Below are 17,522 nucleotides of genomic sequence, written 5' to 3'. Positions count from 1 at the left end.
TGCCGTACATGCGCATTGTGGTTCTGGCCGGCGGCATCGGTGGTGCCCGTTTCCTTCGCGGCCTCAAGCAGGCCGCCCCGGACGCGGAGATCACGGTCGTGGGCAACACCGGTGACGACATCCATCTCTTCGGGCTGAAGGTCTGCCCCGACCTGGACACGGTGATGTACACCCTCGGCGGTGGGATCAACGAAGAGCAGGGCTGGGGGCGTGCGGACGAGTCCTTCGCCGTCAAAAAGGAGCTCGCGGCGTACGGCGTCGGGCCCGAGTGGTTCGGCCTCGGCGACCGGGACTTCGCGACCCACGTCGTCCGCACCCAGATGCTCGGCGCGGGCTACCCGCTGAGCGCCGTCACCGAGGCGCTGTGCGCCCGCTGGCAGCCGGGCGTGCGCCTGCTTCCCATGTCCGACGACCGCGTCGAGACCCACGTGGCCATCGAGGTCGACGGCGAGCGGCGGGCGGTGCACTTCCAGGAGTACTGGGTGAAGCTGCGCGCCTCCGTCGACGCGAAGGCCGTCGTGCCGGTCGGCGCGGAGGCCGCGAAGCCGGCGCCGGGCGTCCTGGAGGCGATCGCGGAGGCGGACCTGATCCTCTTCCCGCCGTCCAACCCGGTCGTGTCCGTCGGCACGATCCTGGCCGTGCCCGGGATCCGCGAGGCGGTCGCCGCGGCCGGGGCGCCGGTCGTGGGCCTCTCCCCCATCGTCGGGGACGCGCCCGTGCGCGGCATGGCCGACAAGGTCCTCGCGGCGGTGGGCGTGGAGTCCACGGCGGCGGCGGTGGCCCGGCACTACGGCTCCGAGCTGCTCGACGGCTGGCTCGTGGACACCGTGGACGCGGGCGCGGTGGCGGACGTCGAGGCGGCGGGCATCGCCTGCCGCGCGGTGCCGCTGATGATGACGGACGTGGACGCGACGGCGGCGATGGCCCGCGAGGCCCTCGCCCTTGCCGAGGAGGTGCGGGGGTGACCGCCGCCCCCGCGTACCGGGTCTGGGCGCTGCCCGGGCTGCCCGAGGTCGCGGCCGGGGACGACCTGGCCGAGCTGATCGCCTCCGCCTCCCCGGAACTGGCCGACGGGGACGTGCTGCTCGTCACCTCCAAGATCGTGAGCAAGGCGGAGGGGCGGGTGGTCGCCGCCGACGACCGCGAGGAGGCCATCGACGCCGAGACCGTCCGGGTGGTGGCGCGGCGCGGCGCCCTGCGGATCGTCGAGAACCGGCAGGGGCTCGTCATGGCCGCCGCCGGGGTCGACGCCTCCAACACCCCCGCCGGGACGGTCCTGCTGCTGCCCGAGGACCCGGACGCCTCGGCCCGCCGGATCCGCGCGGGACTGCGCGGGGCGCTCGGCGTGGACGTGGGCGTCGTCGTCACGGACACCTTCGGGCGCCCCTGGCGCGGCGGGCTCACGGACGTGGCGATCGGGGCGGCCGGGGTGCGGGTCATGGACGACCTGCGCGGCGGGACCGACGCGCACGGCAACCCGCTGAGCGCGACCGTGGTCGCCACCGCCGACGAACTCGCCGCCGCCGGCGACCTGGTGAAGGGCAAGGCGGCCGGGCTCCCGGTGGCCGTCGTCCGGGGCCTGCCGCACGTGGTGGGCGGGGACGGGGAGCCGGGGGCACGCGCGCTCGTGCGGAGCGCCGCCGACGACATGTTCCGGCTGGGCACCTCCGAGGCCGTGCGCGAGGCGGTGACGCTGCGGCGGACCGTACGGGAGTTCACGGCCGAGCCGGTCGATCCGGGGGCGGTGCGGCGCGCGGTCGCCGCGGCCGTGACGGCGCCGGCCCCGCACCACACGACGCCGTGGCGGTTCGTGCTCCTGGAGTCGGCGGGGTCGCGGACGCGGCTGCTCGACGCGATGCGGGAGGCGTGGGTCGCGGACCTGCGCCGGGACGGGAAGTCCGAGGAGTCGATCGCGAAGCGGGTCCGGCGCGGGGACGTCCTGCGCGACGCGCCCTGTCTGGCCGTCCCCTGCCTGGTCATGGACGGCTCCCACCACTACGGCGACCCGCGCCGGGACACCGCCGAGCGCGAGATGTTCCTGGTCGCGGCGGGCGCGGGCGTGCAGAACTTCCTGGTGGCGCTCGCGGGCGAGCGGCTCGGCTCGGCGTGGGTGTCCTCGACGATGTTCTGCCGGGACGTCGTACGGGAGGTCCTCGACCTGCCGGACTCCTGGGACCCGCTCGGCGCGGTGGCGATCGGCCATCCGGCGGCCCCGCCCCGGGAACGGGCGGCGCGGACGGCCGCGGACTTCGTCGAGGTGCGGTGACCTCGCCGGCCGGGCCCCGCGCGGTCAGAGGGCCGCGATGTTCCCCGGGGTCATCCGGGGCGCCCTGCGGGGCGGGATCCGGCCGCTGAGGAGGATCAGGCGGGCGGCCCGGTGGCGCTGGCCCGCGTAGGGGGCCAGGAGGTCGAGCATGGCCGCGTCGTCGGCCGTGCGGTCGCCCGCGAGGGCCCAGCCGACGATGCCGGGCAGGTGGTAGTCGCCGGTGGTGACCTCGTCGGGGGCGCCGTGGCTGCGCTGGACCACCTCGGCGCTCGTCCAGGGGCCGACGCCCGGGACCAGTTCCAGGCGCCTGCGGGCGTCGGCCGGGTCCATGTCCGCGGCCTCCTCCATGCGGCGGGCCACCCGGCACACGCGCAGGACCGTCGCGGCCCGTTTGTCGTCCACGCCCGCGCGGTGCCACTCCCAGGACGGAATCAGGCTCCACGCGCGCGCGTCCGGCATGACGCGCATGCCCTCGGGCGCCGGGCCCGGCGCGGGCTCCCCGTACGTCCGCACCAGCATCCGCCAGGCCCGGTACGCCTCGTCCGTCGTGACCTTCTGCTCCAGGATCGACGGGATCAGCGACTCCAGGACCAGTCCGGTGCGGACGAGGCGCAGGCCGGGCCGACGGCGGTGGACCGCGGCAAGGAGCCTGTGGCGGGGCGTGAAGGCTGCCGGGTCGTCCTCGGCGCCGAGGAGCGCGGGGAGGCGGTCCAGGAGCCACGCGGCGCCCTCGCCCCACGCCCGCGCCTCCGCGACGCCGTCCCGTGCGGTGACGCGGAGGGTCCCCGGGCCCCCGGGCGTCCGGCAGGCCCGCCAGAACGAGCCGTCCCGGGCCGCCCGGTAGGCCGGGTCCGCCGGGCCCCTGCGGAGGGGGCCGAGGGTGAGGCCGAGGTCCGTCCCCGGTGGGAGGGGGAGGGAGCGGGTGCGGGGCGGGGCCCCGGAGGTGCGGCCGGTGACCCGTACGGGTGCGGTGGTGGGTCTCTGGGGGAAGCGGCCGGCCATGGGACGAGCGTAGTCGGACGGGACCGGCCGGGTGCGGGGCCGGGGCCCTCGGGGCGGGCCCGCGGGGGGCGGGTGCCGCGCCGGGGGGTGTGCCCACCCTCCCCCGGAGGGGGACCCACGCCCTGCGGAACGTATGCCCGCCACGGTGGTGCCGGAGCGGGGACCACCGCGGCGCCCGGTCGGTGGGCAGGGGCGGCAGACGGGACCGGCAGGCAGGACCGGTGAGCAGAGGCGGTGGGCAGAGCCGGCAGGCGGAAGCGGTGGGCGGAGCCGGCAGGCAGAGCCCCCGCCCCGCCCCCTACTGGTCCGACGAGAAGCGGACCGTGCCCGCCGGGAGGGTCGCGTCGCACCAGACGCGGATGCCGTCGCGGAGTTCGTTGTCGGCGCCGATCCGGGCGCCGTCGCCGATGACCGCCCCGCTGAGGACCGTGCGCGCGCCGATGCGGGCGCCCGCGCCGATCAGGGAGTCGGTGATCACCGCGCCCGGTTCGACGACCGCGCCCGCGAGGAGCGTGGAGCCCGTGATGCGGGCGCCCTCGCCGACCACCGCGTCCGCGCCGACGACCGTGCCGCCGGTCAGCTTGGCGTCCGGGGCGACGCGCGCCGAGGGCAGCACCAGGCGGTCGCCGCAGCGGCCCGGGACGGCCGGGGAGGGCGCGCGGCCCAGGACCAGGTCGGCGGAGCCGCGCACGAAGGCCTGCGGGGTGCCGAGGTCCAGCCAGTACGTGGAGTCGACCATGCCCTGGAGGTGGGCGCCGGAGGCCAGGAGCTGCGGGAAGGTCTCGCGCTCCACCGAGACCGGCCGGCCGGTGGGGATGGTGTCGATGACCGAGCGGCGGAAGACGTACGCGCCCGCGTTGATCTGGTCGGTGACGATCTCCTCGGGCGTCTGCGGCTTCTCCAGGAAGGCCGTGACGCGGCCGGTGGGGTCCGTGGGGACGAGTCCGAAGGCCCGCGGGTCGTCGACCCGGGTGAGGTGGAGCGAGACGTCCGCGCCGGAGGAGGAGTGGGTGTCGACGAGGGCCCCGATGTCGAGTCCCGTGAGGATGTCCCCGTTGAAGATGAGGACCGGGTCGTCGGGGCCCGAGCGCAGGCGCGGGGCCACGTTGCGTATCGCGCCGCCGGTGCCCAGCGGCTCCTCCTCGGTGACGTACTCCAGGCTCAGGCCCAGTTCGGAGCCGTCGCCGAAGTGCGGCTCGAAGACCTCGGCCAGGTAGGAGGTGGCGAGCACGATGTGCTCGACGCCGGCGGCGCGGGCGCGGGCGAGCTGGTGCGTCAGGAAGGGGACGCCCGCCGCCGGGACCATGGGCTTGGGCGTGTTGACCGTGAGGGGCCTCAGCCGTGTTCCCTTGCCACCGACCAGGAGGATCGCTTCTGTCACCTTGTCGTCTCTGCTTCCTGTCCGGGGCCGTCGGCACGTCCGTTTTCGGTCGTCCCTGCGATATGACCGGTCAGTTTATGCAGAGGGTTGCCCCGGCGTTCCCCTCTACCTCCCCTGGTACGAGGCCGCGCTCGTCCGGGCCGTGCCGAGCTTGCCGTACAGAAGCGATCCGGGGCAGTCCGTGGCGAATCCGTCACGGTGTCCGGCGATGGCGTGGAACTTGACCTTCGTGCCCTTCGCGTACAGGTTCCCGCCGCCCGAGGTCAGGGTGACCGATCCCACCGGGTTGATGCCGTGGAGGCCGAGCTTCCAGGCGGTCAGACGGGCGACGGCGGTCACGGCGGCGGCCGGCGGGGCGGTCGTGCTGAAGGTGCCGAGGACGGCGATGCCCATGGTGCTGGTGTTGAACCCGAGGGTGTGGGCGCCGAGCACCGGCTTGTCCACGCCGCCCGCCCGGCCCTCGTAGATGTTTCCGCACTTGTCGACGGCGAAGTTGTAGCCGAAGTCCCGCCACCCGCTGCTCAGGACGTGGTAGCGGTAGATGCTGCGCAGGACGGACGGCGCCTGGGCGCAGGTGTAGTTGTTGCCGGTGGCGCTGTGGTGGACGAAGGCGGCCTTGATCGTGTTCGTGTAGACGAAGGTCTTCTCGCGGATCGACTCGTCCGCGCCCCAGCCCTTGCGGGTGACGATCGCGGGGCGGGGGCCGATGTACGGGGCGGCCGCGGCCTGCGCCTGGACCGGTTCCTGCGCCTCGGACCCGGCCGCCGGGGTGCGGGGCAGGAACGGGGGCAGGTACGGGGCGACGGCCTCGGCCGCCCCCTGCGACAGGGCCGTGAGCCAGGGGGCGGCGTACGGGGCGAGCGAGAGGGCGGTGGCCGGGAAGGCGACGGCCGGGGGCGGCGGGGCCTCCGGAGCGGCGACGGCCGGAACCGCGTCGGCGGGGGCCACGACCGTACGGGTCCGCGGCGGGGCGGCCTCCGCGACCGCGACCGGCTCGGTGGACCCGTCGGCGGTCGGACCGGTGTCCGCGACCGGCTCGGTGGCCGGACCCGGCTCCGTCTCCAGGACCGGTTCCGTGTCCGGGGCCGTCTCCGGGCCCTCTCCCGGGTCCACGAGTTCCAGGCGCAGGCCGGCCGGGAGCGGCGACGCGCCGCCCGTCCGGCCCGCGTCCGCCCGTACGCGGATCTCGACGCCGTCGGAGTCGCCCACCCACAGCGGGGCCGTGGAGCCGCGGAGCGCCCGGGAGGTGCCCTCCGCGCTGTCCGGGTCGGCCCCGTGCTCGTCGTTGTGGGTCTCCACGTCCTGCCACGCGGACCAGGTGTCCGTGCCGGTGGCCCGGGTGCGGACCTGCACGGTGCCGTGCAGCGGGGCCTCGGGGTCGTCCCAGACCACGCCCACGAGCGAGAAGGGCTTGACGTCGCGTCGGGGGAGCCCCTGCTCCCCCGAGCCGCCGGCCCGCGAGGAGGGGCCCAGCGGGGCGAGCGGCAGGGACTGGGTGGAGCCCGAGAGGTCGGGCGCGGGGGGCAGCGCGGAGGCCGCCGGTGGCTGCCCGAGCACCTCGGCCGCCGCGGGCGCGGCGGAGGGGACCGGCAGGGCGAGTACCGCCGCGCAGGTGACGGCGATCGAGGGGACGAGTGAGGCACGCATGGGCCGATCGTGCGTACCGCCGGGCCGTTCCGCGCGCCGGAACACCGCCCGGAAAGCGGCGGCCGATCGGTCCGACCGGTGGACGGCGTCACCGGTACGGCGGACCCCGGCGGGCCCTCCCGCGTACGCTGTCGGGCGTGAACGCCAGCGACCGCACCCCCGCCGACCTGCTGCGATCCGCGCTCGCCGCGGACCCCGCCCGCCCCTTGGTCACCTTCTACGACGACGCCACCGGTGAACGGGTGGAATTGTCCGTCGCCACCTTCGCCAATTGGGTGGCCAAGACGGCGAACCTGATCCAGGGCGAGCTGTCCGCCGGACCCGGCGACCGGGTCGCGCTGCTGCTGCCCGCGCACTGGCAGACCGCCGTCTGGCTGCTCGCCTGCTCCTCGGTGGGCGTGACCGTCGAGCTCGGCGGCGACCCGTCGGGCGCGGACGTCGTGGTCGCGGGCCCGGAGACGCTGGAGGCGGGTCTCGCCTGCTCCGGGGAGCGGATCGCGCTCTCCCTGGCGCCGCTGGGCCGCCGGTTCCCCGCCGCGCCCGCCGGTTACGCGGACTACGCGGTCGAGGTGCCGAGCCAGGGCGACCGGTTCGCCCCGTTCGTACCGGTCGATCCGGACGCCCCCGCCCTCGTCGTCGACGGTACGGAACGCAGTGGGGTCCAGCTCGTCGACCAGGCCCGCGTGGACGCGGCGGGGCTCGGCCTCGGCCCCGGCTCCCGGCTGCTCTCCGGGCTCGGCTACGGGGACTGGACCGGCGTGTCGACCGGTCTGTACGCGCCGCTCGCCGCCGGCGGCTCGGTGGTCCTCTGCCGGAACCTGGACCGGCTCGCGCCCGAGGCGTTCGAGAAGCGGGTGGAGAGCGAGCGGGTGACGGACACCGCCTCCTGAACCCGGCCGGGCCGTGAGCCCGTCGCCCGGCGAACCCGGCCGGGCCGCGGTCCCGGTGCCCGGCGAACCCGACCAGTCCGTGAACCCGGCCCTCGGTGATCCCGGCCGGGCCGTGAGCCCGGCCGCCCGACGGGCCCGCCGCCTCCCGAGCCCCGCCGAACCGCACCCGTTCGGCCCAGCGACGGGCCGGGTCCCCGGGTTCGGGCGCCCGGTCCGGTGGATGATCGGCCGGGGGGAGTCCTCTCCTTCCGCACCACCACGCGTCGGGCCCGGCCGTCCTCCTCCACGACCGGCGGCCGTCCGGCGCGCCGCCGACGCCACGAAGGACGGACGCAGACGTGACGGACCGCGCAGGCACGCCCGCCGAACCGGACCCCCCGGCGCCCGGGGACGGGGCCGGGGACGGGGCGACCGGGGCCACGGGCGCGGAGGACGCGGCGGCCGGCGGCCCGGAGGGGCCCGCCCCCGGGAAGCCCCGCCGCCACTGGCTGCGCTGGACGGCCCTCGGCGTCTCCGTCGTCCTGCTCGGCGCGGCCGGGACGGGCTGGTGGTTCTACCGGAAGCTCGACGGCAACATCACCACGGACACCACCGCCGCCGACGAGCTGCGCAGGTACGAGAAGGAGCGCCCGCCCGCCAACTCCTCGGCCGCCCGGAACGTCCTGCTCATCGGCTCGGACACCCGGTCCGGCGAGGGGAACGAGCGGTACGGCAGGGACAGGGGCACCCAGCGCTCCGACACGGTGATCCTGCTGCACCTCGCGGCGGGGAAGCGGAGCGCGACCGCCGTCTCCCTCCCCCGCGACCTGATGGTGACGGTCCCGAGCTGCCGCGAGCCCGACGGGTCCCGCACCCGGGAGCAGTTCGCGCAGTTCAACCTGGCCTTCGAGGTCGGCGGCACGGCGTGCACGATCCGTACCGTCGAGAAGCTGACCGGGACGCGGATCGACCACCACATGGTGATCGACTTCCAGGGCTTCAAGAAGATGGTGGACGCCGTGGACGGGGTGGAGGTCTGCCTCAAGGAGCCCGTGGACGACGCCGACGCGCACCTGAAGCTGCCGGCGGGGCGCCAGACGCTCCGCGGGGAGCAGGCCCTCGGCTTCGTACGCGCCCGGAAGTCGCTCGGCAACGGCAGCGACACCGAACGCATGGACCGCCAGCAGCAGTTCCTCGGCGCCCTCGTCAACAAGGTGCAGAGCAACGGGGTCCTGCTGAACCCGGCCCGGCTCTATCCGGTCCTGGACGCGGCCACGAAGTCGATCACGACCGACGCAGGGCTCGACTCGCTGCGGGACCTGTACGACCTGGCGCGTTCGATGCGGGCGATCCCGACCGAGCGGGTGCAGTTCCTCACGGTCCCCCGCCGCCCGTACACGTACAACGCGAACCGGGACGAACTGGTGCAGCCCGCCGCGAACCAGCTCTTCGAGCAACTCCGGGAGGACAGGCCCGTGGCGGTGGAGCCCGGGGAGAAGGAGGAGGGGCGGGAGCCCGAGGGTACGAGGGCGACGCCGAGCCCGGCGCCGACGCCGACGTTCACCGGACGGAACGCGGCGGAAGGGGTGTGCTCCTGACCGGGGGCGACGGGGCGCGGGGCGGGCGGGTAAAGGGTGAACCAAGGGGAGGGGCAAGAGGGATGCGGTTTGAGCGGATTGCCCGGTTGTAAGGCGCGTGGAATTTGTCACGGACGTCGCCCCGCGTTGAATTGGGCGGATAGTGTGACCCGATCCGGTGTACCCCGACCACGTGGTCGTCACACTCACCAGGGATCGAACGACCGAGAAAGCGGCGCCCGGGGGGAGGGCGCCTCGCGTGGCACCGACGGAGGACTCGAGTAACCGTGGACGCGCACAGCCGTGGACGGGCGGACGAGATCGACCCCGCCGACCAGTGGGTGCTCAACCCGCAGACGGGCAACTACGAACTGCGACTGGACCGCTCCGCTGGGCAGTCGGCGACCCCGTCCCGGTCCCACGGCCCCTCCGCCCCCACCGCGGCCGGGACCGGGAACTCCGAGCGCGGCACCGCCACCGAGGCGCCCGTACCCGGCCAGCGCCGGCGCCGGGTCCCCGAGCAGACCCGGGGCGGCCGGCAGACGCCCACGAGCCGCCGCAGGCCCAAGCGGAGCGCCTCCCGCAAGAAGAAGGTCCTGCTGTGGACCGGCGGCGCGATGGCCTTCGTCCTCGTGGGCGGCGCCACCGGCGCGTACCTGCTCTACAACAAGCTCGACGGCAACATCAGCGTCGTCGACCCGATCGGCGTCGAGGGCAAGGGCTTCCGCAAGGGCGAGGCCTTCAACGTCCTGATCATCGGCACCGACAAGCGGACCGGCGCGGGCAACAGCGGCTACGGCGACGCCAACAGCCCCGGCCACGCGGACACCACGATCCTCTTCCACGTCGCCAAGGACCGGACGAACGCCACGGCGCTCTCCATCCCGCGCGACCTGATGACGACGATCCCCGAGTGCCAGACCCGGCAGCCCGACGGGACGATCCTCACCATCCCCGGCCAGCGGAAGGCCCGCTTCAACGTGAGCCTCGGCCAGGACGGCCGCGACCCCGGCTGCACCATGCGCACGGTCAAGGAGCTGACCGGCGTGGACGTCGACCACTTCATGATGGTCGACTTCAACGCCGTCAAGGAGCTGACCTCGGCCGTCGGCGGCGTGAAGGTCTGCGTCGAGAAGCCGGTGGACGACCCCAAGTCGCACCTCAAGCTCCCGGCCGGCGAGTCGCTCATCGAGGGCGAGCAGGCCCTCGCCTTCGTCCGCACCCGCTCCAGCTTCGGCAACAAGAGCGACCTGGACCGGATCAAGGTCCAGCAGCAGTTCCTGGGGTCGATGATCCGGCAGATGAAGTCGGACGAGACGCTCACCAGCCCGACGAAGCTGCTGAACCTCGCCGAGGCGGCGACCAAGGCGCTCACCGTCGACAAGGGCATAGGGTCCCTCGCCAAGCTCCAGGGCCTGGCCGGGGAGCTCTCCGGGATCGACGCGAAGAACATCGCGTTCACGACCCTGCCCGTCATCGACAACCCGGACGAGCCCAAGCCGGTCACCGTGGTGCCGCACCCGACGCTGGCACCGCAGCTCTTCGCCGTCCTCCAGTCCGACACCTCGCTCACCGAGGTGAAGAAGAAAGAGCAGGACGCCAAGAACGCGCAGACGCAGGCGCAGGCCGCGCTCCTCCAGGGCGCGCGGGCCACCCCCGCCGACGTGCGCGTCGACGTCTACAACGGCAGCGGCATCCGGGGAGCGGCCCAGTCGACCCTCAGCTGGCTGCAGAACGAGCGGGGCGTGCTCCGCTCGGCCAACAAGAGCAACGCCCCCGAGAAGGCGGCGAAGACCACGCTCACCTACGCACCGAACCAGGCCGATCAGGCCCGCGCGCTCGCGGACATGATGGGCCTGCCCGCCACGGCTCTCGAGCCTGGCACGCAGGACGCCGGGGAACGCGAGCCCATGACGCTCGTCCTCGGCGCCGACTTCAAGGGCGCGGGGGTGCCCGTCAGCGGACCGGTAAAGGCGCCGGACGTCGAGAAGGTAGCAGCCGACCAGCAGGTGTGCGCCAAGTGACCCGGAAACACCGGGATTCGGCGCACACCTGATTCACGAGGGGACCTGGGGTGGGACAGAAGAGCGTGCGCGGGGAGGGAACGCGGGGCAGCGTGCCGCGCGCCCGGGAACTGGGCTGGGACGACGACCTGCACGGAGCCGGCGGGGCGACCGGCGCCGAGTCCTCCGGGACGGCGGAGTCCGGCGACGGCACCTCCGGCGGCTCCTCCGGCGGGGAGACCCGCGCGGAACGGCGACGGGGCGCGGCGGCGGGCGGTGACGCGCGTAGCGGCCACCGCCGCGGCGGCTCGCGGCGGCGCCCCCGCAAGGGCTCCGACAAGCGGACCGGCAAGCGCAAGGCGCTGCGCTGGGTGGCGGTCACCCTGGCGGTGCTGATACTCGGGACGGCCGGCGCCGGATACCTGTACTACGAGTACCTGAACAGCAACATCCGCGGCGGCAGCCGCGCGGGCGGCAACAGCGGCGTCAAGAAGGCCGCGCCGAACGCGCTGGGCGACACCCCGCTGAACATCCTGATGATCGGCTCGGACGACCGGGCCGACGAGAAGAACGTCGCCCTGGGCGGCGGCAAGAACGACAGGGACCGGAAGCCGCTGGCCGACGTGCAGATGCTGCTGCACATCTCGGCGGACCGGGAGAACGCCTCGATCGTCTCCATCCCGCGCGACACGGTCGTCCCGATCCCCGAGTGCAAGGACGAGACCGGCGCGTCCTTCCCGGCCACGACCAACCGGCCGATCAACGAGAGCCTGCAGCGCGGCGGCCCCGGCTGCACCCTCACCACCTGGGAGAACCTCACCGGGATCTACATCGACCACTGGATGATGGTCGACTTCGCCGGTGTCGTGGCGATGGCCGACGAGGTCGGCGGCGTCCCGGTGTGCGTGAAGACCGGCGTCCACGACAAGTCGACCCGGGACGTCAAGGGCGGCTCCGGCCTGAAGCTCAAGCAGGGCACCACCGAGGTCCAGGGCGAGCAGGCCCTCCAGTGGCTGCGCACCCGGCACGCGTTCGGCAGCGACCAGAACCGCGCCAAGGCCCAGCACATGTACATGAACGGCATGATGAAGAAGCTCCAGAGCCAGAACGCCTGGAGCGACACCGGCCGTCTGATGGGCCTGGCCGACACCGCCACGCGGGCCCTCCAGGTCTCCGACGAGATCAAGAGCGTGAAGAAGCTTTTCGACCTGTCGATGCAGCTCAAGAACGTGAAGATCGACCGTCTGACGACGGCGACGGTCCCGACGAAGCCCTACCCCGCGAACCCCAACGCGTGGCTGGAGATGGTCCCGGCGTCCGCCGACAAGATGTGGACGATGCTCCGCGACGACGTCGCCTACGACAAGAACGGCGGCACGCCGAAGCCGACGGCCTCCGCGAAGCCCGCGGTGCCCGCCGACGCCCCCGCCTCCTACGGCGTGACGATCGTCAACGGCACCGACGGCAACGGCGATCCGGCCGTCGGGGGCCGCGCCCGCACGCTGGCCGAGACCCTCCGGGGCAAGGGCTTCGCCCGGGCCGAGCCCTCCGCGGAGGGAGGCCCCCGCAAGGACACCGTGGTCGTCTACCCCAAGGCCGACGGCGACAAGGGCAAGGCGAACGCCCAGGCGGTGGCCGTGGCCCTCGGACTGCCCGAGTCCGCGGTCCGGATCGACGCCAGGGCCGAGGGCATCAAGCTCATCGTCGGCGCCGACTGGCGCGAGGGCACGGTCTACAAGAGGCCGACGCACACCGCGGGCGACCTGCCCGAGGGCGCCGACGACAAGGCCGACTGCATGGACGTCTACTCGGTCTACAAGTGGGACGGGACGAGCTGACCCCGCTCCCCCGGACACGGCGACGGCCGGACCCCTCCCGGGGTCCGGCCGTCGGCGTTCGTGCGGACGCGCGCGGTCGTCAGACCGTCTCCGCCTCCCCCGCCGTCACCGCCGGGCGGCGGCTCGCGACGACCTTCTTCGCCAGGGAGCGGGGGCTGGTGAGGAAGCCGTAGCCCCAGGAGATGTGCATGGTGGCGAGGGCGACCGGGATCTGGAGCCGGGCCTTGAGGGGGAGGCCCTTGCCCGCCGGGACCGAACCGGCGGTGATCGCGGCGAGGTAGCCGGCCGGGACCACGAAGCCGAGCGGGGTGACCAGGGCGCCCACGACCACGCCGGCGGCGATGGCGCAGACGGCGGTCGGCGGGGCCAGGTAGCGGAGGTTGATGGAGCCCTGGTGGTAGCGGGCCACCACGTGGCGCCAACGCCCGTAGTCCTTGTACTGCTTGGCGAGCGCCTTCACCGAGGGCCGGGGGCGGTACTGGACGCGCAGCTCCGGCGAGAACCAGATCAGGCCGCCCGCCTCGCGGATGCGGAAGTTCAGCTCCCAGTCCTGGGCGCGGACGAACTCCACGTTGTAGCCGCCCTGTCGCTCCAGGGCCTCGCGGCGGAAGACGCCCAGGTATACGGTCTCGGCGGGGCCCGCCTCGCCGCCCGTGTGGAAGGCGGCGTTGCCGACGCCGATCTTCGAGGTCATCGCGGCGGCGACCGCGTCCTCCCAGGCGTTCTCGCCCTCGGCGTGCATGATGCCGCCGACGTTCTGCGCACCGGTCTCCTCCAGGAGCCGCACGGCGGTGGCGATGTAGTTCGGGGAGAGCATCCCGTGGCCGTCGACGCGCACCACGATCGGGTGGCGGGAGGCGCCGATCGCCGCGTTGAGGGCGGCGGGCGTGCGGCCGGTGGGGTTGGGCACGGTGTGGACGCGGGGGTCCTCCCGGACGAGTTCGGCGGCGATCTCGTCGGTGCGGTCCGTGGACGGGCCGAGCGCGATCACCACCTCCATCTCGCCGTCGTACTCCTGCTCCAGGATGTGGCGGACGGAGTTGCGCAGGTGCCGCTCCTCGTTGAGGACCGGCATGATCACGGAGACGGGGGGCAGCATGGTTCCTCGGCGGTGCGGGAGGGGTGTCCCCCGCGAGACGGAGACGGTGTTTTCGTCCGCCACGTTACCGCGAACGGGGGACACGGGTGCGCGCCGCACGGGTGGCGCTCCCTTGCGCTGATCGTATGGGCCTACGGTGCTCACGGCCCCCTTGTCCCACCCGCGGAGGTGTCCGTCCGTGCCCCCACCGCCCCGCACGCCCCGTCCCCGGCCCGCCGCCCGCCGCGTACCGGCGCGCCGGCCGCGGAGGCGGCCCCGATGGGGGATGCGGATGGCGACGACGCTCTCGGTGACGGTCCTCGCGGCGGGCGGGATCGGGCACGCGCTCGTGACCGGCCTGGACACCGGGCTCACCCGGGTCGACCCCTTCAAGGACATGAAGAACCGGCCGCTGGCCGGGCACGGGACGAACATCCTCGTCGTCGGCACGGACGGCCGGGACCGGATCACCCCGGAGGAGCGGGCGAAGTACCGGCTCGGCGGCGCGCCCTGCAACTGCACCGACACGGTGATGCTGGTGCACATCTCCCAGGACCGGGACCGGGCGAGCGTGGTGAGCCTGCCCCGCGACTCGTACGCCGAGATGCCCGAGCACACCGACCTCGTCAGCGGCGAGAAGCACCACGCGCACCCGGTGAAGCTGAACGCGGCCTACGCGGAGGGCGGGCCGGCGCTGACCGTGCGGACCGTGGAGTCGATGACCGGCGTCAAGATCGACCACTACCTGGAGGTCGACTTCACCAGTTTCATGAGGACCGTGGACGCGGTCGGCGGGGTGCAGATCTGTACGACGAAGCAGCTGAAGGACGCGTACACCGGGCTCGACCTGGCCCCCGGCACCCACGAGCTGGACGGCGGGCGGGCCCTTCAGTACGTGCGCTCCCGGCACATCGACGGAGCCGCCGACATCGGGCGGATGCAGCGGCAGCAGAGGTTCGTGGCGGCGCTGGTGGAGCGGGTGACGAGCGGCGGGGTGCTGCTGAACCCGGTGCGGTTCCGGGCGGTGGCCACGAGCATGCTGAGCTCCGTGCGGGCCGACGAGGGCTTCGGCACGGACCAGATGCTCTCGCTCTCCAAGGCGATGCGCGGCTTCACGCCCGCGTCGTCGGAGTTCGTGTCCGTGCCGGTCGGGGACATGAGCTTCCCGGTGAAGGGCATCGGCTCGACGGTGAAGTGGGACGCGGCCAGAGCGCAGCAGCTCTTCCAGGCGCTGCGGGAGGACCGCCCGATCGCCTCGGCGAAGCCGCCGGCCCCGGCGAAGGCGCCGAAGGAGGTCGTGGTGGACGTGGCACCGGACACGGTCCGGGTGCAGGTCTACAACGGGACCCGGACGGACGGCCTCGGCCGGAAGGTCGACGACGCGCTGCGCGGGACCGGCTTCGCCACCACCCGGGCCCCGAGGACGGCGGCGGGTGCGGAGCGGGAGCGGACGGTCGTGGAGTACGACCCGCGCTGGGACCGCTCGGCGAAGTCCCTGGCGGCGGCCCTGCCGGGCGCGGAGCTGAAGGCGGTGGCGGGCAGGGGCGGGACGATGCGGGTGGTGGTGGGGGCGGACCACAAGGGGGTGCGGGCGGTGCGGGCGGAGGAGCCGGAGAAGCCGTTCGAGGCGGTGACCGGGGACCAGGTGGTGTGCCCGTAGACGGACCCGGCCCGTACCCGCCGGCCCGCGTGCCCCTCGGCCCCCGCGGCTGCCGCGGGGCCCCGGGCCCCCGCGCCCGTCGGCCCCCGCGCCCCTCGGTCCGCGTACCCCTCAGTCCTCGTACCCCTCGGCCACGCGCCGTTCCCTCAGCTCCTTGATCGCCTGGCGGCGGGCCAGGCGGTGGGTGCGGCGGATCTGGGCCTCCTGGTTGCGGCGCCGGTCCTTCTCCGTCTCCGGGACGACCTGCGGGACCGGGCGGGGCCTGCCCTCCGCGTCGACGGCCGCGAAGACCAGATAGGCGGAGCCGACCTGGGTGGCGGGCGTCGACTCGTTCCAGCGCTCGGCCATGACCCGCACGCCGACCTCCATCGAGGACCGGCCCGTCCAGTTGACCTGGGCCTTCACGTGCACCAGGTCGCCGACCCTGACCGGCTCCAGGAAGACCATCTCGTCCATGGAGGCGGTCACGGCGGGGCCGCCCGAGTGCCGGCCCGCGACGGCGCCCGCCGCGTCGTCCACCAGCTTCATGATCACGCCGCCGTGCACCGTGCCGAGGAGGTTGGTGTCGTGGCTGGTCATGATGTGGCTGAGGGTGGTGCGGGAGGCCGAGGTGGGCTTGCCCGGGATATCGCCCTGATCTGTCATGCCCTCCACCTTATGCCGGGTCTCCGCGACGCCCCCGTTCGGTCCGCTTTGCATCAGCTTGGCAACAGCCCCGCCCCGATCCTCCACCCGGTCTGTCGCCCGGAATCCCCCGCCCGGCACACTGGTCCGCATGAATGACTGGCCCGATGACGGCGGATACGGCCGCGGCCCCGCGAACCCCCAGCCCGAGGGTCCCCGCAGGATGAGCCACGTGCAGCGCCCGCAGGTTCCGCAGCAGCCGCCCCGTTACGACCAGGGCCACGACCCGAGCTTCACGCAGGCGCGGGGCACCGGCTACGACTCCGGCTACAACACCGGGCAGGTCTACGGCGACGCCCGGGGCGGCGGTCGCGGCGACGGCGGCATCCCCCCGCAGTACACGCCCCGGGGCCCCGGCGGCTCCGGCACCGGCCCCGCCCCGGACTGGCGCAAGCGGATCAAGGTCGGCTCGGTCGTCCTCGTCGTCGCCGTCCTCGTCTGGGGCATCGGCACCTACGCCTGGGCGAGCTCGCGGATGCGCAACGAGGTCGACCTCGCCAAGGTCATCGAGCGCCCCTCCGAGGGCGACTGCACCACGTACCTGATCGTCGGCTCCGACAGCCGCGAGGGCATGTCGGCCGAGGAGAAGAAGAAGCTGCACACCGGCTCCGCCGAGGGCAAGCGGACCGACTCGATGATGATCCTGGCGGCCTGCTCCAGCGGGAACACGATGGTCTCGCTGCCCCGCGACTCCTGGGTGACGATCCCCAACTTCGTGGGCTCCGAGTCGGGCAAGGCGTTCCCGGCCCGCGGCGGCTCCAAGCTGAACGCGGCCTACGCGATGGACGGCCCCGAGCTGCTGGTGCGGACCGTGGAGTACAACACCGGGCTGCGCATCGACCACTACGCGGAGATCGGCTTCGCCGGCTTCGCGAACATCGTGGACGCGCTCGGCGGCGTCGAGCTGAACATCGAGAAGGGCTTCAAGGACAAGAAGTCCGGCGCCGACTTCCAGGCCGGCACGCAGACCCTCGACGGCGAGCAGGCCCTGGCGTTCGTCCGCACCCGGTACGCGTTCGCCGAGTCGGACCTGGCGCGGACGAAGAACCAGCAGAAGTTCCTCTCCGCCCTGGCCAGCCAGGCGGCGACGCCGGGCACGATCCTCAACCCGTTCGCGCTGTACCCGACGCTGGGCGCCGGTCTGGACACGCTCATCGTGGACAAGGACATGTCGCTGTACGACCTCGGCAGGATGTTCTTCGCGATGAAGGGCATCAGCGGCGGCGACGGCAGGTCGATGAACATGCCGATCGCGGGCGCCGCGCCGCAGGGCTCCCTGAAGTGGGACATGCCGAAGGTGAAGCAGCTCGTCGAGCAGATCAGGAACGACGAGAAGGTCACGGTCGAGTCGAACCGCTGACCCCGCCGGACGTACGGGAAGGGCGCCCCCGCCTCGTGACGGGGGCGCCCTTCGCCGTGCTCGCCTACGGGAGGTTGCGGGCCATGACGATGCGCTGGATCTGGTTGGTGCCTTCGTAGATCTGGGTGATCTTGGCGTCGCGCATCATGCGTTCGAC

General features: G+C 73.8%; 14 protein-coding genes. 8 read left to right on the top strand and 6 right to left on the bottom strand.

The annotated features are described in order from the left end of the window. Positions 1-8 precede the first annotated feature (8 nt). Positions 9-965: a 2-phospho-L-lactate transferase gene (gene cofD / locus ACIQKA_RS33985; RefSeq protein WP_402543287.1), complete on the top strand. Its 957-nt coding sequence runs from the start codon at positions 9-11 to the stop codon at positions 963-965. Further along, a complete protein-coding gene (locus ACIQKA_RS33980) occupies positions 962-2,266 on the top strand; it encodes a coenzyme F420-0:L-glutamate ligase (RefSeq protein ID WP_383448304.1) in 1,305 nt (434 codons plus the stop codon). Before cofD ends, ACIQKA_RS33980 begins: the two co-directional genes overlap by 4 nt. Before the next feature lie 24 nt (positions 2,267-2,290). Here the strand turns inward: ACIQKA_RS33980 and ACIQKA_RS33975 are convergent, their stop codons facing one another. The 3 genes from ACIQKA_RS33975 to ACIQKA_RS33965 all read right to left on the bottom strand — a co-directional run bounded on the left by ACIQKA_RS33975 (position 2,291) and on the right by ACIQKA_RS33965 (position 6,296). Next, positions 2,291-3,268, bottom strand: coding sequence for a DNA-3-methyladenine glycosylase family protein (locus ACIQKA_RS33975; RefSeq protein WP_383156914.1), 978 nt, complete (start codon positions 3,266-3,268; stop codon positions 2,291-2,293). Positions 3,269-3,566: 298 nt separating this feature from the next. Beyond that, positions 3,567-4,649: a sugar phosphate nucleotidyltransferase gene (locus ACIQKA_RS33970; RefSeq protein WP_383156915.1), complete on the bottom strand. Its 1,083-nt coding sequence runs from the start codon at positions 4,647-4,649 to the stop codon at positions 3,567-3,569. A gap of 105 nt (positions 4,650-4,754) precedes the next feature. Next, on the bottom strand, positions 4,755-6,296 hold the full coding sequence (locus ACIQKA_RS33965) for an N-acetylmuramoyl-L-alanine amidase (protein ID WP_402543286.1): 1,542 nt from the start codon (positions 6,294-6,296) through the stop codon (positions 4,755-4,757). A gap of 137 nt (positions 6,297-6,433) precedes the next feature. On the opposite strand from ACIQKA_RS33965, the gene ACIQKA_RS33960 reads away from it, so the two are divergent. The 4 genes from ACIQKA_RS33960 (at position 6,434) to ACIQKA_RS33945 (ending at position 12,583) form a co-directional block, all read left to right on the top strand. Beyond that, positions 6,434-7,186 (top strand): TIGR03089 family protein, encoded by a 753-nt coding sequence (locus ACIQKA_RS33960; RefSeq protein WP_383156920.1) that lies wholly within the window; start codon positions 6,434-6,436, stop codon positions 7,184-7,186. A 338-nt stretch (positions 7,187-7,524) separates the two neighbouring features. Further along, positions 7,525-8,763: an LCP family protein gene (locus tag ACIQKA_RS33955; protein ID WP_402543285.1), complete on the top strand. Its 1,239-nt coding sequence runs from the start codon at positions 7,525-7,527 to the stop codon at positions 8,761-8,763. Between the two features lie 266 nt (positions 8,764-9,029). Beyond that, a complete protein-coding gene (locus ACIQKA_RS33950) occupies positions 9,030-10,766 on the top strand; it encodes an LCP family protein (protein WP_391097038.1) in 1,737 nt (578 codons plus the stop codon). Between the two features lie 50 nt (positions 10,767-10,816). Further along, positions 10,817-12,583 carry an LCP family protein gene (locus ACIQKA_RS33945; protein ID WP_383448295.1) on the top strand — a complete coding sequence of 589 codons (1,767 nt, stop codon included), beginning with the start codon at positions 10,817-10,819 and terminating at the stop codon, positions 12,581-12,583. A gap of 79 nt (positions 12,584-12,662) precedes the next feature. Here the strand turns inward: ACIQKA_RS33945 and ACIQKA_RS33940 are convergent, their stop codons facing one another. Further along, positions 12,663-13,682, bottom strand: a complete 1,020-nt coding sequence (locus ACIQKA_RS33940) for a glycosyltransferase family 2 protein (RefSeq protein ID WP_402543284.1) — start codon at positions 13,680-13,682, stop codon at positions 12,663-12,665. Positions 13,683-13,947: 265 nt separating this feature from the next. Between ACIQKA_RS33940 and ACIQKA_RS33935 the strand changes: the two genes are divergently transcribed. Beyond that, on the top strand, positions 13,948-15,321 hold the full coding sequence (locus ACIQKA_RS33935; protein WP_402543283.1) for an LCP family protein: 1,374 nt from the start codon (positions 13,948-13,950) through the stop codon (positions 15,319-15,321). A 111-nt stretch (positions 15,322-15,432) separates the two neighbouring features. Here the strand turns inward: ACIQKA_RS33935 and ACIQKA_RS33930 are convergent, their stop codons facing one another. After that, positions 15,433-15,966, bottom strand: coding sequence for an acyl-CoA thioesterase (locus ACIQKA_RS33930; RefSeq protein ID WP_383156933.1), 534 nt, complete (start codon positions 15,964-15,966; stop codon positions 15,433-15,435). A gap of 130 nt (positions 15,967-16,096) precedes the next feature. Between ACIQKA_RS33930 and ACIQKA_RS33925 the strand changes: the two genes are divergently transcribed. Next, positions 16,097-17,365 carry an LCP family protein gene (locus tag ACIQKA_RS33925; protein WP_383437082.1) on the top strand — a complete coding sequence of 423 codons (1,269 nt, stop codon included), beginning with the start codon at positions 16,097-16,099 and terminating at the stop codon, positions 17,363-17,365. 64 nt (positions 17,366-17,429) lie between these two features. Here the strand turns inward: ACIQKA_RS33925 and ACIQKA_RS33920 are convergent. Then, positions 17,430-17,522, bottom strand: a 93-nt coding sequence (locus ACIQKA_RS33920) for an acyl-CoA dehydrogenase family protein (protein ID WP_383155554.1), incomplete at its 5' end; no start/stop codon positions are given.

It is taken from the genome of Streptomyces sp. NPDC092045 (genome assembly GCF_044756005.1).
GTDB lineage: Bacteria > Actinomycetota > Actinomycetes > Streptomycetales > Streptomycetaceae > Streptomyces.
This window is presented reverse-complemented; position numbering and strand designations above follow the sequence as displayed.